At 73.4% G+C, this 19,493-nt stretch carries 19 protein-coding genes; 10 read left to right on the plus strand and 9 right to left on the minus strand.

Annotated features, from left to right (window positions below; all coding sequences use genetic code 11):
- Nucleotides 1-17: 17 nt before the first annotated feature.
- Nucleotides 18-515: a signal peptidase II gene (locus tag OG896_RS03745; protein WP_328472361.1), complete on the minus strand. Its 498-nt coding sequence runs from the start codon at nt 513-515 to the stop codon at nt 18-20.
- A gap of 275 nt (nt 516-790) precedes the next feature.
- Here OG896_RS03745 and OG896_RS03750 point away from each other — a divergent pair, with 275 nt between their 5' ends.
- The 4 genes from OG896_RS03750 to OG896_RS03765 all read left to right on the plus strand — a co-directional run bounded on the left by OG896_RS03750 (nt 791) and on the right by OG896_RS03765 (nt 6,758).
- Complete coding sequence (locus OG896_RS03750) at nt 791-1,693, plus strand: bifunctional helix-turn-helix transcriptional regulator/GNAT family N-acetyltransferase (RefSeq protein WP_329362328.1); 903 nt, start codon at nt 791-793, stop codon at nt 1,691-1,693.
- Nucleotides 1,694-1,999: 306 nt separating this feature from the next.
- Nucleotides 2,000-3,370 carry a quaternary amine ABC transporter ATP-binding protein gene (locus OG896_RS03755; RefSeq protein WP_329362330.1) on the plus strand — a complete coding sequence of 457 codons (1,371 nt, stop codon included), beginning with the start codon at nt 2,000-2,002 and terminating at the stop codon, nt 3,368-3,370.
- A complete protein-coding gene (locus OG896_RS03760; RefSeq protein ID WP_329362332.1) occupies nt 3,363-5,987 on the plus strand; it encodes an ABC transporter permease/substrate binding protein in 2,625 nt (874 codons plus the stop codon). Before OG896_RS03755 ends, OG896_RS03760 begins: the two co-directional genes overlap by 8 nt.
- Nucleotides 5,988-6,194: 207 nt before the next feature.
- Complete coding sequence (locus OG896_RS03765; protein ID WP_329362334.1) at nt 6,195-6,758, plus strand: hypothetical protein; 564 nt, start codon at nt 6,195-6,197, stop codon at nt 6,756-6,758.
- Between the two features lie 146 nt (nt 6,759-6,904).
- Here the strand turns inward: OG896_RS03765 and OG896_RS03770 are convergent, their stop codons facing one another.
- The 3 genes from OG896_RS03770 to OG896_RS03780 form a co-directional block, all read right to left on the minus strand.
- Nucleotides 6,905-7,594: a response regulator transcription factor gene (locus tag OG896_RS03770; protein ID WP_329373675.1), complete on the minus strand. Its 690-nt coding sequence runs from the start codon at nt 7,592-7,594 to the stop codon at nt 6,905-6,907.
- Nucleotides 7,595-7,680: 86 nt separating this feature from the next.
- Nucleotides 7,681-8,844, minus strand: a complete 1,164-nt coding sequence (locus tag OG896_RS03775) for a sensor histidine kinase (RefSeq protein ID WP_329362336.1) — start codon at nt 8,842-8,844, stop codon at nt 7,681-7,683.
- Nucleotides 8,845-8,898: 54 nt separating this feature from the next.
- Nucleotides 8,899-9,471, minus strand: coding sequence for a hypothetical protein (locus OG896_RS03780; protein ID WP_329362338.1), 573 nt, complete (start codon nt 9,469-9,471; stop codon nt 8,899-8,901).
- A gap of 421 nt (nt 9,472-9,892) precedes the next feature.
- Here OG896_RS03780 and dhaK point away from each other — a divergent pair, with 421 nt between their 5' ends.
- From dhaK to OG896_RS03795, 3 genes are all read left to right on the plus strand, one after another.
- Nucleotides 9,893-10,885, plus strand: a complete 993-nt coding sequence (dhaK, locus tag OG896_RS03785) for a dihydroxyacetone kinase subunit DhaK (RefSeq protein WP_328472347.1) — start codon at nt 9,893-9,895, stop codon at nt 10,883-10,885.
- An 82-nt stretch (nt 10,886-10,967) separates the two neighbouring features.
- The gene (gene dhaL / locus OG896_RS03790; protein ID WP_329362341.1) at nt 10,968-11,645 is read left to right on the plus strand and encodes a dihydroxyacetone kinase subunit DhaL; all 678 of its coding nucleotides are present in this window, start codon (nt 10,968-10,970) and stop codon (nt 11,643-11,645) included.
- Nucleotides 11,642-12,076, plus strand: coding sequence for a PTS-dependent dihydroxyacetone kinase phosphotransferase subunit DhaM (locus OG896_RS03795; RefSeq protein WP_329362343.1), 435 nt, complete (start codon nt 11,642-11,644; stop codon nt 12,074-12,076). Before dhaL ends, OG896_RS03795 begins: the two co-directional genes overlap by 4 nt.
- A gap of 96 nt (nt 12,077-12,172) precedes the next feature.
- Here the strand turns inward: OG896_RS03795 and OG896_RS03800 are convergent, their stop codons facing one another.
- On the minus strand, nt 12,173-12,460 hold the full coding sequence (locus OG896_RS03800) for a hypothetical protein (RefSeq protein WP_329362345.1): 288 nt from the start codon (nt 12,458-12,460) through the stop codon (nt 12,173-12,175).
- A gap of 145 nt (nt 12,461-12,605) precedes the next feature.
- Nucleotides 12,606-13,139: an NUDIX hydrolase gene (locus tag OG896_RS03805; protein WP_329362347.1), complete on the minus strand. Its 534-nt coding sequence runs from the start codon at nt 13,137-13,139 to the stop codon at nt 12,606-12,608.
- Between the two features lie 192 nt (nt 13,140-13,331).
- On the opposite strand from OG896_RS03805, the gene OG896_RS03810 reads away from it, so the two are divergent.
- Complete coding sequence (locus OG896_RS03810; protein WP_329362349.1) at nt 13,332-14,726, plus strand: O-antigen ligase family protein; 1,395 nt, start codon at nt 13,332-13,334, stop codon at nt 14,724-14,726.
- Nucleotides 14,727-14,756: 30 nt separating this feature from the next.
- Here OG896_RS03810 and OG896_RS03815 read toward each other — a convergent pair whose 3' ends face one another.
- Both OG896_RS03815 and OG896_RS03820 read right to left on the minus strand, forming a co-directional pair.
- Nucleotides 14,757-15,323, minus strand: coding sequence for a hypothetical protein (locus OG896_RS03815; protein ID WP_328472322.1), 567 nt, complete (start codon nt 15,321-15,323; stop codon nt 14,757-14,759).
- 46 nt (nt 15,324-15,369) lie between these two features.
- Nucleotides 15,370-16,125 (minus strand): glutamate racemase, encoded by a 756-nt coding sequence (locus tag OG896_RS03820; RefSeq protein ID WP_329362352.1) that lies wholly within the window; start codon nt 16,123-16,125, stop codon nt 15,370-15,372.
- A 199-nt stretch (nt 16,126-16,324) separates the two neighbouring features.
- On the opposite strand from OG896_RS03820, the gene OG896_RS03825 reads away from it, so the two are divergent.
- Complete coding sequence (locus tag OG896_RS03825) at nt 16,325-17,494, plus strand: glycosyltransferase (protein ID WP_329373677.1); 1,170 nt, start codon at nt 16,325-16,327, stop codon at nt 17,492-17,494.
- Between the two features lie 19 nt (nt 17,495-17,513).
- Here the strand turns inward: OG896_RS03825 and OG896_RS03830 are convergent, their stop codons facing one another.
- Nucleotides 17,514-18,365: a hypothetical protein gene (locus tag OG896_RS03830; protein WP_329362354.1), complete on the minus strand. Its 852-nt coding sequence runs from the start codon at nt 18,363-18,365 to the stop codon at nt 17,514-17,516.
- A gap of 517 nt (nt 18,366-18,882) precedes the next feature.
- Here OG896_RS03830 and OG896_RS03835 point away from each other — a divergent pair.
- On the plus strand, nt 18,883-19,470 hold the full coding sequence (locus OG896_RS03835; RefSeq protein WP_329362356.1) for a DUF6643 family protein: 588 nt from the start codon (nt 18,883-18,885) through the stop codon (nt 19,468-19,470).
- Nucleotides 19,471-19,493: the final 23 nt, after the last annotated feature.

Genomic DNA, 19,493 nt, shown 5'->3' on the forward strand with positions numbered 1-19,493 from the left:
GTTCGGCGGGACGAGGGTCAGTGCGCCGGGCCGGGCGCCCGCATCGGGACCCCGCGGAAGGTCTGCACCAGGATCGTCAGCGCGCCGAAGGTCACGCACTGGTCGGCGAGGTTGAAGATCCCGGAGTGACCGATCTGGATGAAGTCCAGCACGGCGCCGCGGCCGAACCCGGGGTGGCGGAAGAGCCGGTCGGCGAGGTTGCCGCCGGCGCCGGCGAAGAGCAGCCCGAGCCCGACCGCCCAGCCGACCGAGCGCACGGACGAGGACGCCCAGGTGATGAAGGAGAGCACGCCGACGGCCAGCACCGTGAAGACGAGGGTGGCGTGCGGGGCGAAGGACCCGGCCGCGCCGGAGTTGCGGAAGGCGGTGAAGGTCACGCCGCCGCCCAGCGCGTGCACCGGCTGCTTGCCCTCCACGGCCACCGCGGCGACGGCCTTCGTCACCTGGTCCACCGCGAGCCCGGCCGCGGCCGTGATCCACAGCGCCCGCCGCGGCCTCCCCATGCTGCCCGCCATCGGCCGCCTCCCCGTCCTCCCGCGTCCATGCCCATGCAATGGCTGAACGTTCACCTTTCCCGCAGCCTACGCCCGACCGCCCGCCACCCCGCCGGGCGCCCGATCCCGACCCGAGCCCGACCCGATCCCGAGCCAATTCCCGCCACCGTGCCCGACCCGATTCCCGCCACCGCGTCCGACCCGGCGCCCGTATCCCGCACCCGGTCCCCGCCCGCACCCACACCCGCCCCGTCCGCCCCTGTCCCGACACCCGATTCTCTGACTAGAGTCAGAGAATGGATACGGCGCAGATCGACCAGGTGCGACGGTTCAACCGCACCGTCACCGAACGCGTGGGCGTGCTCCACGACCGCTACCTCGGCCGCGACCGGCCCGTGGGCGAGGCCCGGCTGCTGTGGCAGATCGGCGAGCAGGGCCAGGACGTACGCCGGCTGCGGGACCGGCTCGGGCTCGACTCCGGGTACGTCAGCAGGCTGCTGCGCGCCCTGGAGGCCGACGGCCTGGTGACCGTCGAGCCGGCACCCGGCGACCGGCGGGTGCGGACCGTACGGCTCACCGACGCGGGCCGGGCCGAGCGCGCCGCGCTCGACGACCGCAGCGACGAGCTGGCCGGCTCCCTCCTGGCGCCGCTCAACCCCGCGCAGCGGGCCCGGCTGACCGCGGCGATGGCCGACGTCGAGCGGCTACTGACCGCCGCGACCGTCACCCTGGAGCCCGTCGAGCCGGGGCACCCCGACGCCGAGCACTGCCTGCGGACGTACTTCGCGGAGATGGACGAGCGCTTCGAGGGCGGCTTCGACCCCGCGGCGAGCCTGCTGCCCGACGCGGGCGACCTGCGCCCGCCGCGCGGCGTCTTCCTGATCGCCCGGCTGTACGGCGAGCCGGTCGGCTGCGCCGGCCTGAAGCTGCCGGCCGGCGCCCCCGCCGAGATCAAGCGCATGTGGGTCGCGCCGGACGCCCGCCGGCTCGGCCTCGGCCGCAGGTTCCTCGCCGAACTGGAGGCCCGGGCCGCCGCCGACGGCCGCACCGCGCTGCGGCTGGACACCAACAGGACCCTCGACGCGGCGATCAAGCTCTACCACTCCTGCGGCTTCCAGGAGGTGCCCGCGTTCAACGACGAGCCCTACGCCCACCACTGGTTCGAGAAGCGGATCACAGCGATCCCACAGAATCGTTAACACTGAGTCAAGATCGGGTCAACAGTTCCCACCCTGCGGATCGATGTCATAAGGGGCACGATCCGGTCACGATAAACGGCCACTTATATACGTACACAATCAGACAAACGGGACGGTCTTCGACGATCTTGTTTGCGCTGCGTAGGGCACGGGGTAGGCGGCGACCCGAACCCGGAGGTCCGTCTCCTGGCGGCGGTTGCCGCTGCCAGGACACTCGGGTCGCTGCCGGATAGCTTCGATGTGAACTCATTGGCCGGTATGCGACGGCCTCTGGTTCCGTCCTGTCCCCTGCCCCGAAAGGCAAACGTGTCACAGCTCGTCATCGAGCACGTATTCAAGGTCTTCGGCCGCAAGCCGAAGGAAGGCATTCGTCGGCTTCAGGAGGGGGCCGACCGTGCGGAACTGAGAGAGGAGGGGACGACCGCGGCGGTGATCGACGCCTCCTTCGACGTGGAGCAGGGCGAGATCTTCGTCGTCATGGGTCTGTCCGGCTCGGGCAAGTCCACGCTGCTGCGCATGCTGAACGGTCTGCTGGAGCCCACCTCGGGCAGGGTGCTGTTCGACGGCCAGGACCTCACGGGCCTGTCCGCGAAGGCCCTGCGCGACCTGCGCTCCCGCAAGATCAGCATGGTCTTCCAGCACTTCGCGCTCTTCCCGCACCGCAGCGTCCTGGAGAACGCCGCCTACGGCCTGGAGGTCCAGGGCCGGCCGGCGAAGGAGCGCGAGGAGAAGGCGGCCGAGGCGCTGTCGATGGTCGGCCTGGACGGCTGGGAGAAGTCCTGGCCGGACGAGCTGTCCGGCGGCATGCAGCAGCGGGTCGGCCTGGCCCGCGCGCTCGCCACCGACGCCGACCTGCTGCTGATGGACGAGTCCTTCTCCGCGCTGGACCCGCTGATCCGCCGCGACATGCAGGACCAGCTGCTGGAGCTCCAGCAGCGGCTGCGCAAGACGATCGTCTTCATCACCCACGACCTCAACGAGGCGATGCGGCTCGGCGACCGGATCGCGGTGATGCGCGACGGCCGGATCGTCCAGATCGGCACCGCGGAGGACATCCTCACCGACCCGGCCAACGACTACGTGGCCAGCTTCGTGCAGGACGTCGACCGCTCCCGGGTGCTGACCGCGGCCTCGATCATGGAGGAGCCGCGGGTGATGGTGAGCCCCAACGACGGCCCGCGCGCCGCCATGCGCGCGCTGCGCACCGACCAGGCGTCCGCCGCCTTCGTCGTCGAACGCGGCCGCAAGCTGGTCGGCACCGTCACCGAGGTGCGTGTCACCGAGGCGCTGCGCAAGGCCGAGGGCACCATGCGCGACCTGATGGACACCGACTGCGTCACCACGCACGCGGACGCGCCGCTGTCCGAACTGCTCACCCCCGCCTCGCAGTCGAAGCTGCCGCTCGCGGTGCTCGACGACAACGGCCGGCTGACCGGCGTCATCCCCCGGGTGACGCTGCTCGCCGCGCTCGGCGAGGGCCTGGAGGACACCGGCAGCCACCGCCTGCCCGACTTCCCGACGCTGGACGACGCCGTCCCGAGCGGCGGCGATCCAGGCGGGCCCGGTGGACCGGGCGGTCCGGGTGGTTCGGGCGGCCCTGACGGCCCGGGCGGTCCTGACGGCGGCGGCAACGGTGACGGCGGCGACGCCGAGGGCAAGGAGGCGACCCGTGCCTAGGCTCCACTTCGGCGACTGGGCCGAGGACGTCGTCCACTGGCTCACCCACCACCTGTCCTGGCTCTTCAACTTCATCAGCCATGTCGTCAACGGCATGTACAACGGCGTGGAGTGGGCGCTCGGCGGCCCGTCGCCGCTGCTGATGGCCGCGATCCTCGCGGTGCTCGCGCTGTGGATGCGCGGGCTGACCGCGGGCGTCCTGGCCTTCGTCGGCTTCGCGCTCATCGACTCCGTCGCCCAGTGGGACGAGGCGATGGAATCGCTGTCCCTGGTGGTCGTCTCGGCGGTGGTCGCGCTGGCGCTCGCGGTGCCGCTGGGCATCTGGGCCGCCCGGCGCCGCACGGCGAGCGTGCTGATCCGGCCGGTGCTGGACGTCATGCAGACGCTGCCGGCGTTCGTCTACCTGATCCCGGCGATCATCTTCTTCAGCCTCGGCACGGTGCCCGCCGTCATCGCCACCATCGTCTTCGCGATGCCGGTCGGCGTGCGCATGACCGAGCTGGGCATCCGGCAGGTCGACCCGGAACTGGTCGAGGCCGCGGAGGCGTTCGGCACGCCGCCGTCCCGCACCCTGCTGCGGGTGCAGTTGCCGCTGGCGCTGCCGACCATCATGGCCGGCGTCAACCAGGTCATCATGCTGGCGCTGTCCATGGTCGTCATCGGCGGCATGGTCGGCGCGGACGGCCTCGGATCGACCGTCTTCGGCGCGATCAGCCAGGTGAACATCGGCCTCGGCTTCGAGGGCGGCATATCCGTGGTGGTGCTCGCCATCTACCTGGACCGGATCACCGGTGCCCTCGGCGACCAGGTGTCGCCGCTGGGCCGCCGCGCCCTGGCGCGCGCCCGCAGCGCCACGCAGGGCTTCTCGGTGCTGCGCTACCGGCCGCGCCCGGCCGTCGGCCTGTCCGCGGTGGTCATCCTCGCGCTGGTCGCGGGCGGTATCGGGGTGTTCTCGGACAACGGCGGCAGCTCGACTCCGACCGCGTCCACGAACGTCGGCAAGGGACAGTCGGTCAAGATCGGCTCCTTCAACTGGGACGAGTCGATCGCCTCGGCGAACCTCTGGAAGGAAGTCCTCGACGAGCGCGGCTACAAGGCGCAGGTCAACACCTACGACCCCGGCGCCGCCTTCACCGGACTGGCCAGCGGCAACTTCGACTACCTCACCGACGCCTGGCTGCCCACCACGCACGCCTCGTACATGAAGCAGTACGGCAGCAGCTACACCGACCTCGGCAAGTGGTACGACCAGACCTCCCTGGAGGTCTCGGTCCCGTCCTACGTCAAGGGCGTCAAGACCATGGCCGACCTCAAGGGCAAGTCGGCCGAGTTCGGCGGCAAGATCATCGGCATCGAGCCCGGCGCCGGCGAGATGAAACTGCTCAGCTCCAAGGTCCTCCCCGGCTACGGGCTCGACAAGGAGTACAAGCTCGTCGCCAGCTCCACCGCCGGCATGCTCGCCGAACTCCAGCGCGACTACGACCAGAAGAAGCCCGTCGCCGTCGTCCTGTGGTCCCCGCACTGGGCCTACAGCAAGTACGACCTCACCAAGCTCAGCGACCCCAAGGGCCTGTGGGGCGCGAGCGACTCCATCCACAACATCGCCAACAAGAACAGCGCGAAGAAGCTCCCGCAGGTCAGCTCGTGGATGAAGAACTTCCACATGACCGAGGAGCAGCTGAGCTCGCTGGAGGCCGACATCCAGGCCGCCGGGCAGGGCAAGACCGCCGACGGCGTCAAGAAGTGGATGAAGGCCAACCCCGGCGTGGTCGACAAGATGGCACCGGTGGCCGGAGCCTCCGCCACGAACGTCGGCAAGGGCCAGTCGGTGAAGATCGGCGACTTCAACTGGGACGAGTCGATCGCCTCGGCGAACCTGTGGAAGGAAGTCCTCGACGAGCGCGGCTACAAGGCGTCGGTCAACACCTACGACCCGGGCGCCGCGTACACCGGACTCGCCAGCGGCAACATCGACTACATGACCGACACCTGGCTACCGACCACGCACGCCTCGTACATGAAGCAGTACGGCAGCCATCTGGACGACCTGGGCCCGTGGTACGACAAGACCTCGCTCGAGGTCTCGGTCCCGTCCTACGTCAAGGGCGTCAAGACCATGGCCGACCTCAAGGGCAAGTCGGCCGAGTTCGGCGGCAAGATCATCGGCATCGAACCGGGCGCCGGCGAGATGAAGATCCTCAGCTCCAAGGTCCTCCCCGGCTACGGGCTCGACAAGGAGTACAAGCTCGTCGCCAGCTCCACCGCCGGCATGCTCGCCGAACTCCAGCGCGACTACGACCAGAAGAAGCCCGTCGCCGTCGTCCTGTGGTCCCCGCACTGGGCCTACAGCAAGTACGACCTCACCAAACTCGGCGACCCCAAGGGCCTGTGGGGCAAGGGCGACTCGATCCACAGCGTCGCCAACAAGAACAGCGCGAAGAAGCTCCCCCAGGTCACCACGTGGATGAAGGACTTCCACATGACCGAGCCGCAACTCGCCTCCCTGGAGGCCGACATCCAGTCGGCGGGCCAAGGGCAGACCACGGCGGGGGTGAAGAAGTGGATGGCCGACAACCCGGACATCGTCGACACGATGGCACCGGTAAGCGCGAGCTGACGCCACCACCCGCACGCGGCGACTGACCCGCGGCTGCCGAACCCGCGGGAAGCGAAGGGCCGGGGACACGGAAACCGTGTCCCCGGCCCTTCGTGTCGCCGTCTCCACCCGAACCTCCACCCACGGGACCAGGTACTTCGCCCGCCATGGCGGGAGAGTCGCTCTCGGCACCACGGGAACACCGTCGAGGCGAAGGAGTGCGAGGTCATGACCGACATGGAGCAGGCGCTGGCGATCAGCGGAGGCATCTTCGGGCTGATGCTGCTGACGCAGTACGGCCGCAGGAAGTACGACCGGCACAAGGTCCTGATGCCGCTGGTGTCGGTCTCGGTGATCGGCTACTTCTACCTCAGGGGCGCGCCCACCCACACCGTCGACCTGGTGGTCTACCTGGTGGGTGCCGCGGTCGGGGTGGTGTGCGGTGGCATCGCGACGCTCACCACCGGGGTGGAGCGGGACCGGGGCTCGGGCCGGGTGTACACGCGGTGCGGCGCCGGGTTCGTCGCCATCTGGTCCGTGGTGGTGGCGCTGCGGGTGGCGTTCATCTACCTCAGCGAGCACGACGACTGGTTCCGCGGCCACCTGGTCACGTTCATGACGGACCACCGCATCGTCGAGGACGCCATCGCGCCGTTCTTCGTCCTGATGGCGCTGGCCATGGTGCTCAGCCGGGTGCTGCTGGTGCTGGCCCGGGTGCGGGCGCTGCCGCCGGCCGAGGGCACCGCTCCCGCGGTGGACGGCCGCCCCGCGGCGGCCCCGCGCGTCGGCTGACACCCGGCCGCCGGCCGCCAGCCGCCGGCCACCAGCAACCGGCAACCGGTCCGACAGCGCCCGGTCGGCAGCCACTCAGCGGCAGGTCAGCGGCCGGTCAGCCGGGCAAAGGGCGACAGGGAAGCCGTCAGCCGCGATCCCGCACCTCATCCACGGGCCTTCACCAGCCCGTGGATGAAGGCGTACTGCACGGCGTGCGCCCGGTCGCGCAGATGCGCCTTCGCGAAGAGGTTGTTGATGTGGGTCTTCACCGTGGCCTCGCTGACCACCAGGCGTTCGGCGATACCGCGGTTGGTCAGGCCCTCGCCGATGAGGGTGAGCACCTCGACCTCCCTGGGCGTGAGGTCCGGTGCGAGGCCGGCGATCGGCGCCTCGGCCGGGGCCGCGCTCTTGACGGCGGCCGCGAGCAACCGCTCCTGGACCGCCGGGTCGAGGACGGCCTGCCCGGCCGCGGCGGCCCGCACCGCGCGGGCGATGTCCTGGCGGCCGGACTCCTTGGTCAGATAGCCGCGGGCCCCGGCGCCGAGCGCGGCGAGGATGTACTGCTCGTCGGCCAGCGTGGTGAGCACCACCACCGCGACGCCGGGAAAGCGCTCGGTGACCAGCCGGGTGGCCTCGACGCCGTCCATCCGCGGCATGTTGAGGTCCATGAGGATCACGTCGGGGGCGTGCTCGTCCGCGGCCGCCACGGCCTCCGCGCCGTCCCGCGCCGTGGCCACGACCTCCAGGCCCGGCTGAAGGTCGAGCACCACCGCGAGCGCCTCGCGGATCGCGGTCTGGTCGTCGGCGACGACCACCCGCACCGTGTGCTCGCCGTCGGCCCCGAGCGCCTCCACCCCGTACCCCCTCGCGTCCCGCCGGTCCACGTCGTGCCCGTTCCCGTCGTACCCGTTCCCGGTGTGCCCGTCCGCCTCGCGCTCGCTCACGCCGGTATCACCACGCGCACCCGCCATCCTCCCGCGTCGTCGCCGTCCACGATCGGGCCGGCCGTCACCGTGCCTCCCACCAGTTCGACGCGCTCGCGCATCCCGACGAGTCCCATGCCGCTCCCGGCACCGGCCAGCGGCCGGGAGCCGTCCGGGGGCGCGGAGTTCACCACCTCGAAGGTGGTCTCCTCCGTGCCGTACCCCAGGCGCAGCCGGACCGGCGCGCCAGGTGCGTACTTGTGCGCGTTGGTCAGCGCCTCCTGAGCGCAGCGCACGATCACCTGGGCGGGCCGGACGGGCAGTTCGTGCGGCGATCCGTCGAGGGTCAGCGTACCGGTGCCCGGGCTGGAGCCGAGCATGGAGCGCAGCGTCTCCAGCAGCGGCAGCGCGTCCTCCCGCAGGTCGCGGACCGTGCGCTGGACCTCGGTCAGTCCCGCGCGGACCAGGCTCTGCGCCCGCTGGGCGGCCTGCCGGGCCTCGTCCACCGCGCCGGCCTCCAACAGCGCGTCGGTGACCTCCAGTTGCATGTTGACGCCGGCCAGCGAGTGGGCGAGCACGTCGTGCACGTCGCGGGCGATACGGGCGCGCTCGGCCAGCGCCTCGGCACGGGCCTCGGAGCGCGAGGCCAGCTCCGCCTGCTCGGCGGCGGCCCGCGCCGAGCTGAGCGCGTCGGCCTGCGAACGGTTGGAGATACCGAACAGCACGCTGACGCCGGTCAACGCGCCCAGGTACCACGACACATGGCCGTAGGCGCTGCCGACCGGGAAGAGCAGCACGCTCGCGCACAGCACGCTGGTGAGCACCGCGAAGGTCAGTGCCCGGTGCTGCGCGAGGCGGAACCCGGCGTGGCCGGCCGCGTAGAACGCGAACAGCGACGCCGCTCCGGAGTGGTCCTGGCTCATCAGGGCGGCCGCGCTGACCGCCGCGGCGCCCAGCACCGCCGTCTGCGGACCGGGCGGCAGCACTCCCACGGGGATCAACCGGGTGCACAGCAGCACCGAGTTCACGACGAGCAGGCACAGGACCGCGAGTCCGGTGCCGGACGTCCCGATCGGGTTCACCAGCACCGCGCACACCGCGATGCCGGTGGCGGTGGTGAAGAACTGGAAGAGGTGGTTGTCCTCCGTGAACCAGCGGATCACGGCTCGGAGTCGATGCACTGGAGCTCTTTTCCCGTGGTCGGCCGGTCAGCCGGTAACGGTTCGGGGCGAAAACTACCAGCGCCCCCGCCCATCGCGACAACCGGAGGCGCCCCGGCTGGTGCCGTGGCCCTGGCGATCCCCCGGCTCCCGGTGAGCCGGACTGTGCCCGCCGTGGTCCTCCGCCCCCGCGGGCCGGGCGCGGGTCGCCCGGAACAGCACCACCAGCGACTCGGCCAGCACGCCGAGGCCGACCGAGAGCAGCACACCCTGGTCGGCGGCGCGCCCGGACGCGGCCGCCACCGCACGACCGGCCGACGACAGCGCCACCTGCGACGCCGCCCCCAGCAGCCACAGCAGCAGCGAACCGGCCCCGTACCGCATCGATCGCGCGCCGTCCCGTGTCCCCAGGCGTACGGTCAGCCCGCGGGCCAGCCCGACGGCCACGCCCAGCAGGCAGCTCGCCGCGATCAGGGCGACCGTCGCCCCGCCCGCCGGCCGGGCGTCGCGGACCGTGACCAGCCCCAGCACGCCGAGCACCACCGGCGCGGCCAGCACCGGACCGGCCTCCAGGGCCTCCCCGATGATCCGGCGGGCGAGGACGTAGCCGACGCCGCTCACGAGGAAGACGATGTTCAGGGCACTCATCCCGCCCCTTTCCCGCCACGTGCTTCCGCCGGCGTTCCGCTGATACCGGCACGCTAAGGACCACCGCCGTTCCGTCGCTCCACCCCAGGGTGGAGATCCGGGTGGAGATCCACCTGGAAGGTCCAGGTGGGAGGTCCAGGTGGAGGGTCCGCGCGGGGGCGGGGTACGACCACGCCGTGACGTTTCTCGATCATCGGCGGATACTGGGGGGTATGAACTGCCCGCCCGGACGAGTGGCCTCGACCCCGGGCTCCCGCGTACCGGGGGCGCGTCCCGCCCGCCGGCACCCGGTCGGCGGAAGCGCCGCGCCGCGCCCTCGCGCAGCACCGCGGGCCGCCGCCGCCGAGAACTCTGGACACAGCCTCTGACCTGCTACGACACAGGCGGTTGCCCTGGCTGCCGGCCTGGCGAGGAGATTCCCGTGAAGATGCTGATCAACGTACCGGAGAACGTGGTCCCGGACGCGCTGCGGGGCTTCGCGGCGGTGCACACCGATCTGACCGTCGACGTGGAGCGCCGGGTGATCGTCCGCCGCGGGGCGCCCTACGACGGGCAGGTCGGGCTGGTGTCGGGCGGCGGGTCGGGGCACGAACCGCTGCACGGCGGTTTCGTCGGGCGCGGCATGCTCACGGCCGCCTGCCCGGGCGAGGTCTTCACCTCTCCGGTGCCGGACCAGATGGTGCGGGCCGCGGCGGCGGTGGACAGCGGCGCGGGCGTGCTGTTCATCGTGAAGAACTACACCGGCGACGTGCTCAACTTCGACATGGCCGCCGAACTCGCCGAGGACGAGGGCGTCCAGGTGGCGAAGGTGCTGGTCAACGACGACGTGGCGGTGACCGACAGCCTCTACACGGCCGGCCGGCGCGGCACCGGGGCCACCTTGTTCGTCGAGAAGCTGGCGGGCGCGGCGGCCGACGAGGGCGCGCCGCTGGACCGGGTCGCGGGCATCGCCCACCGGGTCAACGAGGTGTCCCGCAGCTTCGGGGTGGCGCTCAGCGCGTGCAGCACCCCCGCGAAGGGCGGCCCGACCTTCGACCTGCCCGAGGGCGAGCTGGAGCTGGGCGTCGGCATCCACGGCGAGCCGGGCCGGGAGCGCCGCGCCATGATGACCTCGGGCGAGATCGCCGACGTGGCGGTCGACGCCGTGGTCGAGGACCTGCACCCCGACGCGCCGGTGCTGCTGCTGGTCAACGGGATGGGCGCCACTCCGCTGCTGGAGCTGTACGGCTTCGCGGCCGAGGTGCACCGGGTGCTGGCCGCCCGCAAGGTCTCGGTGGCCCGTACGCTCGTCGGCAACTACGTGACCTCGCTCGACATGGCGGGCGCCTCGGTGACGATCTGCCAGGCCGACGAGGAGCTGCTGCGGCTGTGGGACGCGCCCGTGTCGACCCCGGCGTTGCGCTGGGGCTGCTGACCGCGGTCCCCGGCCGCCGCCGGGTGCGCGGGCGCGCACCGCGCGCCGTGCCGCTTCGACCACCCGTGGAAAGGCACACCGTATGAACGCCGTCCCCGAACAGCCCGACCAGCCCGCCGACATAGACGCGGCCCTGCTGCTGCGATGGCTCGACACGGCGACGTCCGTGATCGAGCGGGAGGCCGCCCACCTCACCGAACTGGACTCCCCGATCGGCGACGCCGACCACGGCAACAACATGCGCCGCGGTTTCCTCGCCGCGCGCGCCGCACTTCAGCAGGAGCCGCCGGACACCCCCGGCGGGGTACTGGTCGCGGTGGGACGGCAGCTGATCAGCACCGTCGGCGGCGCGTCGGGCCCGCTGTACGGCACGCTGCTGCGGCGTACCGGCAAGGCGCTCGGCGACGCGCCGGCGGTGACCGCGGCGGAACTGCGCGACGCGCTGAAGGCCGGGGTGGACGCCCTGGCGCAGCTCGGCGGCGCGGTGCCGGAGGACAAGACGATGGTGGACGCGCTGGTACCGGCGCTCGACGCGTTCACGGCGGCGCTCGACGCGGGCGAGGGCACCGCCGATGCGCTGAGCGCCACGGCGCGGGCGGCGGGGGAAGGCGCCGCAGCAACGATTCCGCTGCGCGCCCGCAAGGGCCGGGCGAGTTATCTGGGCGACCGCAGCATCGGCCACCAGGACCCGGGCGCGACCTCCTCGGCCCTCCTGCTCACCGCGCTCGCCGACACCGCACGGGAGGCGTCCTCCTCATGACCGGCAGCACGGACAGCACCACCGGAGACCGTACACAGGCGCTGGTCGGGATCGTGCTGGTCTCGCACAGCGCGGCGGCCGCGAACGCCGTCGCGGATCTGGCGTCCGCCCTCACCGGCGGCGACGAGGTGCCGCTGATGCCGGCCGGCGGCGGGCCCGACGGCGGCCTCGGCACCAGCTCCGACCTGATCTCCTCGGCCGCGCGCACCGTCGACCAGGGTGCGGGCGTGGCGGTGCTCGCCGACCTCGGCAGCGCGGTGCTGACGGTGAAGGCGCTGCTGGCCGACGACGAACTCCCGCCCGGCGCCCGCCTGGTGGACGCCCCCTTCCTCGAAGGGGCGGTCGCCGCCGTCGTCACCGCGTCCACGGGCGCGGACATCGACGCGGTCGCGGCGGCAGCGGCGGAGGCGTACACCTACCGCAAGGTCTAGTCCCTGGACCGGAAGCAGCCGCGGGTTCCCCGCGCTCCGCGAAGGAGCGCGGGGAGCCCGCGGCCTGGCCTCGCGGCCTCCCGCGTGGGCGGTCGGTCAGCGGCCGTAGGTCAGCAGGTGGCGGACCATCCGGCAGGTGATGTCGGACGGCGGGTGCACGCCTATCCGCTCGGCGGTGCGGCGAATCCGTCCGTTCCCGGCGTGAGCCGCTTCGTAGACCCCCGAGTCGAGCAGGGCGATGGTCAGGCGCATGGTCTTCAGGCGGCGGTTGTGGGCGACGTACCACTCGCGGGGCAGGCCCGCGGGCAGCGGCTTCTTCGGCAGTGCGACGACGGGCGCGGATGTGTGTCGGCGTGTATCCAGGGGCAGTACGGCAGCGGCCATCGGCTTCCTCCTGAGGCGTCGGCCAACCCTCTCGAACACTGTCGATTTTACCGCCAAGCACTGACAAAGCGGCCTGGCCAGGAGGGGGTTGGCCCGACCCGGCCGACATGTCCACGCCGGCCGCGGGCCGATGGTCGTACCGGGGTCACGGAGCCCGGTGACCGTCACCGTCGAGCGCGGGCGCGGGGGCGGGGGCGTGCGCGGGCGCAGGTGCGGGGGCGAACCACGTCGGCTCCTCGCGCAGCGCCGACTCGATCCGGCCGCGGGCGATCGGCCCGAGCGGCGGCAGCTCGTCCAGCGCGAACCACCGCACGTCCAGCGACTCGTCGTCGTTGACCCGGGCCTCGCCGCCGACCGCCCGGCAGCGCAGCACGATGTCGATGTACTGGGCGTGGTCGCCGTTGTCGTACACCACCGGCTCGTTGGTGAAGACGCTGAGCACCCGCTCCACCACCGCGGACACCCCGGTCTCCTCCTGGATCTCCCGCACCGCGCTCTCGGCGGGCTGCTCGCCGGGGTCGGGGATACCGCTGATCAGCGCCCAACGGCCGGTGTCCGTGCGACGGTTGAGCAGCACCCTGCCGCGGTCGTCGAAGACCACCATGACCACGCCGGGCAGCAGGAGGAGAACGTTCCCCGCCTTTTCGCGGATGTCCTGGATGAACTGGGGAGTCGCCATGCCCCGAGCCTACGAGATGAAAGGTGAACGCCACATCAGCACCAGGTTTCACAAGCTCGACGAGCTTCCTGTGCGACATATCCACAGGGCGGGCCCTCACCCGTTACGGTGATCCGGACAACAGCGCCCACGCGGGGAACGCGGGCACGGGGTACCCCGTCGCGCCCGGGTGGTGGCGGCAGGGGGTCGGGGATGGACACGACGGCCGGCGGCGCGCCGGAAGCGGCGCGCGGGGCCCGCGCGGCGGAGGCCGGCCCGCGCCATGCCGGTTCGCACGAGGACGGCCGGGCGGCCGACGGTACGCCCGAGGACGACCCGGACGGGAGCGCGAGCGGCAGCACGGCCGCGGACGGCACCGGCTCCGCCCTGTTTCCCGACCTCGGCGACACGGGTGACACCGGCGGCATCGGCGACATCCCTGGGTCCCCGCCGCGGCCGGTCCGGCCGGCACGGCCGCCGTCCGGCGGCGGGGCGGTCGACGCGGCGGGGATGGTCGTCCTGGCCTGCTGCGCGGTGTGGGTGATGGTCTGCGCCGGCGGCCGCGAGGCCAGGCCGGAGGGCGCGCTGCTGGCACTGCTCGCGGTCACCGCCGGATACGCCGCGGGCCGGGTGCTCGGGGCGATGCTGCCGACGCTGACCCTCACCGTCGGCGCGGTGACCGTGCTGGCGCTGGTGCTGGGCCCGGCCCACCGGCTGTCCGGGGGCGCGAGCGCGCCGCCGCTGGGCTACCCCAACGCGGACGCGGCGCTGCTCGTCCTGGCCGCCGGGGCGGCGTGCTGCGCGGCGTGGGGCGTCCCCGACACGGTGTGGCGCGTCCCGTCGGTGGTGTGGCAGGCGCTGCTGCGGCTGCTGGCGATGGCGGCCGCGGTGGCGGCGCTGGTACTGGGATCGTCGGCGGGCTTCGCGGCGGGCATGGCGGTCGTGCTGTGCTCGCTGGCCGCGGCCCGGATGCGGCACCGGCTGATCGGCCTGGTCGGGCTCGCGCTGGCCGCGGCGCTGGCGGTCGGCGGAAGCTACGCGGTCGCGGTCGACGCGGCGCCCGGCGGGCTGTCCGAGTCGCTGACCGGGCAGCTCACCCAGCCGCGCGTCGCGCTGTGGCACGAGGCCGTGCACCTCGCCGGACGCCATCCGCTGCGCGGCGTCGGACCGGGACGCTTCGCCGAGGAGAGCACCCCGCTGCCCTCCGACACGCCCACCGCCGAGACCCCGCAGTCCGCGCCGTTCCAACTCGCCGCGGAGCAGGGAGTGCCGGGGGTGGCGCTGCTCGGCGGCGCCTACCTGTGGACGCTGTGCGCGCTGTGGCGCTCCCCGCGGTCGACGCCCGCGGTGCTGACCGCGGCCGCGACGCTGACCGGGCTCGGGCTGCTCGCGGCCGTGGACCACGTGCTCAGCTACACCGCGGTCACGGCCGCGGCGGGGCTGCTGGCGGGGCTGGCCACCTCGCGGCCGCTCCCGGCCCAGGCGCCGGTACCCGTACCGAAGCCCAGTCCGAAGCCCGGCCCGAAGCAGCCCATGCGGAAGCCCGCCCCGCGTTCTGGCGCGGAACGGGCTTCCTCGCCGGCTTCCGGGTCGGCGCCGGACCTTTGACGATCGGGGTACCGAGGCGCGGCTCCGGGCTCAACGGGCGGCGGTGGGGCCCTGCGGATCGCGCGGCGCGGCGGACAGGCCGAGCATCTCGCGGATGGCGCGCACCGCGCCTTCCGCGTCGTCGACGGTGACGGTGAACCACCGACCGCCGCCGAGGTCGATCACGATGCCGGGCCCGCGGCGCACCACCACGGCGGTGCCCTTCTCCGGCCGCCAGCGGTAGCCCCAGCCGCCCCAGGCGCGCGGGCTGATCACCGGGGCCAGCCGGGCGCCGCTGACCTCGCCCATCGGGATGCGGCGGCGCGGCACCCCGATGTGGCCGCAGCGCACCTGAACCGCGTCACGGTCGACGCGCACATGGACGTGGGTGAAGGCGACGGTGCCGAACAGGACGAGCAGTCCGACGGCGAGGCACCCCACCACCGACATCACGAGCGGGACGAGGCTCGCGGTGGGGCCTGGGCCCTCCACCGCGAGCGAGATGCCGAGCGCCACACAGGCGGCGCCCACGGCAGCGGGAACCCACTGCATACGGTTGCTGGCCCGGCCCGTCCACACCTGGGACGCGCCGGTCTCCGGCCGGGGAGCGTGCGTCATGCCCCGAAGCGTACCCATCCGCGGGGCGCGTGGCATCGTGCCGGGGTCAAGCCGTGGCGGGCGTCACGGCGAGTCCCGCGCCCTGCGGGTAGGTGAGGGCGGCGGCCGGGAGGGGGGCCGAGCGGCCGCTGAGGATCACCTCGACGGTGCCGCCGCCCGGGGTGTCGGCCACCCTGCGCAGGGCCTGGGCCGCCACGGCGTCGGCGGAGCCGTACAGTTCGGCGCCGGGCACGGCGGCGGAGATGCGGTCGACGACCAGTTCGTAATGGGTGCATCCCAGGACGACGGCACTTACACCCGACGGAGTGAGGGCCGCCGCGGCGGCGACCGCCGCGTCGATGGCGTCCGTGTCGGCGTTCTGCACGGCGTCGGCCAGTCCCGGACAGGGCACTTCGGTGATCCGAGCGCCGTTGCCGAACTCGGCGATCAGGCCGCGCTGATAGCTGCTGCCCGTCGTCGAGGGGGTGGCCCAGATCGCCACGGCGCGGTGGGCCGCCGCCGCGGGCTTGATCGCCGGCACGGTGCCCACGATCGGCAGCCCCGGCTCGAACGCCGCCCGCAGCGCGGGCAGCGCGTGCACCGACGCGGTGTTGCACGCCACGATCAGCCCGTCCAGCCCGTGCGCCGCCGCGGCCCGCGCGCACTCCAGCGCCCGCGCGGCCATGTCGTCCACCGGCCTCGGACCCCACGGCATGCCCTCCGGGTCCGACGCGAGCACCAGGTCCGCGTCCGCCCGCATCCGCCGCACCGCCGCGGCGGCGGCCAGCAGCCCGATTCCCGAATCCACCAAACCGATCTTCACGCCGCCACTTTAGTTCCCCCGGGCCCGGGGCGCCGTGCTCTCCGGGCCGGCCCGGATCTGCGGGCGGAGCCGCACGAACGAGGGGCGCGGGGAACCGCCCGAGCAACCGACCACCGACAGGTGGTCCCGGAACCGGCAGGACCCGGCAGGGCGGGCGGGTCGGCGCGACGCCGTACGGCACACTGCGGGGGTGAGCGTGATGACCGGGGTCGCAGGGGTGTCGTTGGTGGCGTGGGCGTGGTTGCTGGTAGGGCAGGGAGGGTTCTGGCGGACGGACGTACGGCTGCCGCGGGGCGGCGGGGGCGAAGCGGTGAAGGCGTGGCCGGACGTGGCGGTGGTGGTGCCCGCGCGCGACGAGGCCGAGGTGATCGGGCGGAGCCTGGCCTCGCTGCTGGCGCAGGAGTACCCGGGCCGGGCCGAGGTCTTCCTCGTGGACGACGGAAGCACGGACGGGACCGGCGAGCTGGCACGGGAGTTGGGCGAGCGACCGGGCTCGCTGCCGCTGACCGTGACCTCGCCGGGCGAGCCGCCCCAGGGGTGGACCGGCAAGCTGTGGGCGGTCCGGCACGGGATGGCGCTGGCCCGGGAGCGTACGGGCGCGGAGTACTTTCTGCTGACGGACGCGGACATCGCGCACCGCGAGGGCAGCCTGCGGGCCCTGGTGGAGGCCGCGGTCGGCAACGACCTGGACATGGTCTCGCAGATGGCCCGGCTGCGGGTGGAGACCGGCTGGGAGCGGCTGATCGTCCCGGCGTTCGTGTACTTCTTCGCGCAGCTCTACCCGTTCCGCTGGATCAACCGCCCGGGCGGCCGTACGGCGGCCGCGGCCGGCGGGTGCGTGCTGCTGCGGGCGTCCGCGGCGGAGGCCGCCGACGTGCCGGACGCGATCCGGCAGTCGGTGATCGACGACGTGGCGCTGGCCCGGGCGGTGAAGCGTTCGGGCGGCCGGATCTGGCTGGGGCTGGCCGAGCGCGTCGACAGCGTGCGCCCGTACCCGGATCTGGCCGAGCTGTGGCGGATGGTGGCGCGCAGCGCGTACGCCCAGTTGCGGCACAACCCGCTGGTGCTGCTGGGCACGGTGCTGGGGCTCGCGCTGATCTACCTGGTGCCGCCGGTCGCGGCGATCGGCGGGGCGCTCGCGGGCGCGTGGCCGCTGTGCGTGCTGGGCGCGGCGGCGTGGGCGGTGATGGCGGGGACGTACCTGCCGATGCTGCGGTACTACGGGCAGCCGTGGGCGCTGGCCCCGCTGCTGCCGTACACCGCGGCGCTGTACCTGCTGATGACGGTGGACTCGGCGGTGGAGCACTACCGCGGCCGGGGCGCGGCGTGGAAGGGCCGCACCTACGCGAAGCCCGACGCGACGGTGTGATCCGCGGCGTCCCCCGGGCTCAGCCGGGCCCGGGGGTCCAGCGCAGGCCCCACCCGTAGGCGTAGTCGACCATCCGCTGCGGGCTCAGGCCGGCGCGGGGCGCGAGGTAGCGGGCCTCGCGGCGGACGAGCAGGTGCGGGCCGTCGCGGACGAGCAGGGCGAGCGCGCAGGCGGTGGCGGGCGCGGTGCGGGGGCCGAGCGGGATACGGATGCCGGCGCCGTGTGCGGAGTCCAGGATCAGGGAACCGTTCAGGCCGCGCAGATCGTGGTCGTCGGTGTGGGCACTGACGAAGAGCAGGACGCGGCGGAAGGCGGCGCCGTGGTCGAGGTCGAAGGCGACGTGGTCGCCGCGGTGCCGGTCGGTGCCGAGCCGCAGGAACGGCGGCCGGTCCAGGGCGCCGTGGCCGCCGCCGAGGGCCTGGACGACCCCGCGGCTGCCGTCGGTGAGTTCGAACAGGGCGCACAGGTCGATGCCGGCCGGGACGGGGGTGCCGGGGGCCGCGGGCTGCCAGGCGGGGGTGGCGCGCAGGATGCCGCGGGTGGCGCCCTGGAGGGTGAGCGACGCGGTGGGCGCGTCCTCGGTGAGCGTCACGGCGGTGGGGCGGGCGCCGGCGGGGCGCAGGAGGGCGCGGAAGTGCCAGCGGTCGTCGTAGTGGCAGCACTCCCCCACCACGTAGTCGCCGCGCGCTCCGGTGCCGGTATCGGCGTCGGTGGGGCTCGCGCACTCCATGTCGGCGAGCCCGACGGCGGGTTCGGCGCCCGGGACGCCGACGGCGAGCAGCCGTATCCGGCCCGCGGCGGGTGCCCGGCCGGGTGCGCGCAGCACGATCCGCACCGTCTGCCCGGGCTCGGCGAGGATCGCGAGGTCCACCGAAAGGATGGTGCCGCGGTCCGCCACGGTGACGCCGGGTCCGGTCTCCCCGGGGGACGGCGGGGCCGTCGGGTCCGGCCGGTCCGGCGAGGACGACGGCGCACCGGAGCGAACCGGCGGCAGCACCCCGAGCACGCCCGGCCCGCCGCCGGACCGACCGCCGGACCGACCGCCGGTCCCGCCCGATCCGCCCGATCCGCCCGATCCGCCCGCGCCGGTCCCCCCGCGGTCCCCGCCGGCCCCCGGTTCGTACCGGAACCGTAGGACCGCCCCCGCCGGAAGCTCCACGCTCTCCCCTGCGCGCAGCGTCATTGACACCCTCTCAGCACCCTCGTCCACGGCGTGCCGACCCCCGGGTTACGCACATGACACGCGCCTTTTACCTGATCACATCCTGAGATGGTGACCGTTTTTCGGGGGTTCGCTCATATTGGTGACCTGAGGTCACTCCCTGCACGCAAAACAACCATCCAATCGGTCTCCCCAACGACCACATCGTGGGCTTAACTTATGGCTCATGACCACCCCCCGCGGTTCGTACGGTGGCGGCTACGGCAGCTACTACCCTTCGTCTGCGTCCTTCCCGGACACCCCGATCTACGACAGCCTCGTGGCCGAGCGCGGCACCCCGCAGATCGCCCCCATCCGCGTGCCCGCGCCGTACCCCTCGTACGAGTCCGGCGGCTACAACTCCTTTGGCAGCAGCGGGAATCTGCCCGCACTGCCGGCCGCGCTCCCCGCGCTGCCGGCCGGCCCTTCGGCGCCGATGGGACAGATGGGCCAGCAGCACCAGCCGCACCCCCAGCCGGTGCAGAACGGCTACCAGGGCGGCGGCTACCAGCCGCAGCCCGCGCCCTACGTCCCGCAGCAGTCCGCGGCGCCGCGCCAGGGGTACGGCAACGGGTACAACACCAACGGCGCCGGCTACCCTGCGCAGCCGCCGCAGCCCTCGCCCTCCGGGTACCAGACGGCCCGCCCCGCACCGCCGCGGCCGATGACGCCGCGGCAGGGGCCCGCCGGGCACCCCGAGGAGAACTACCAGCGCCGCAACCTCGGTCTCGGGGTCCCGCCGGCGCAGCCTGGAGGCGGGTACTACCAGGGCTGACCTCCCGACGAGCGGCGCCCGGC

Source organism: Streptomyces sp. NBC_00669 (assembly GCF_036226785.1).
GTDB lineage: Bacteria > Actinomycetota > Actinomycetes > Streptomycetales > Streptomycetaceae > Actinacidiphila.

Excerpts from the sequence above, each read along its gene's own strand:
- OG896_RS03745 (WP_328472361.1), bottom strand. The coding sequence starts at position 515 with ATGGCGGGCAGCATGGGGAGGCCGCGGCGGGCGCTGTGGATCACGGCC.
- OG896_RS03750 (WP_329362328.1), top strand. The coding sequence starts at position 791 with ATGGATACGGCGCAGATCGACCAGGTGCGACGGTTCAACCGCACCGTC.
- OG896_RS03765 (WP_329362334.1), top strand. The coding sequence starts at position 6,195 with ATGACCGACATGGAGCAGGCGCTGGCGATCAGCGGAGGCATCTTCGGG.
- OG896_RS03780 (WP_329362338.1), bottom strand. The coding sequence starts at position 9,471 with ATGAGTGCCCTGAACATCGTCTTCCTCGTGAGCGGCGTCGGCTACGTC.
- dhaL (WP_329362341.1), top strand. The coding sequence starts at position 10,968 with ATGAACGCCGTCCCCGAACAGCCCGACCAGCCCGCCGACATAGACGCG.
- OG896_RS03795 (WP_329362343.1), top strand. The coding sequence starts at position 11,642 with ATGACCGGCAGCACGGACAGCACCACCGGAGACCGTACACAGGCGCTG.
- OG896_RS03800 (WP_329362345.1), bottom strand. The coding sequence starts at position 12,460 with ATGGCCGCTGCCGTACTGCCCCTGGATACACGCCGACACACATCCGCG.
- OG896_RS03805 (WP_329362347.1), bottom strand. The coding sequence starts at position 13,139 with ATGGCGACTCCCCAGTTCATCCAGGACATCCGCGAAAAGGCGGGGAAC.
- OG896_RS03810 (WP_329362349.1), top strand. The coding sequence starts at position 13,332 with ATGGACACGACGGCCGGCGGCGCGCCGGAAGCGGCGCGCGGGGCCCGC.
- OG896_RS03815 (WP_328472322.1), bottom strand. The coding sequence starts at position 15,323 with ATGACGCACGCTCCCCGGCCGGAGACCGGCGCGTCCCAGGTGTGGACG.
- OG896_RS03825 (WP_329373677.1), top strand. The coding sequence starts at position 16,325 with ATGACCGGGGTCGCAGGGGTGTCGTTGGTGGCGTGGGCGTGGTTGCTG.
- OG896_RS03835 (WP_329362356.1), top strand. The coding sequence starts at position 18,883 with ATGACCACCCCCCGCGGTTCGTACGGTGGCGGCTACGGCAGCTACTAC.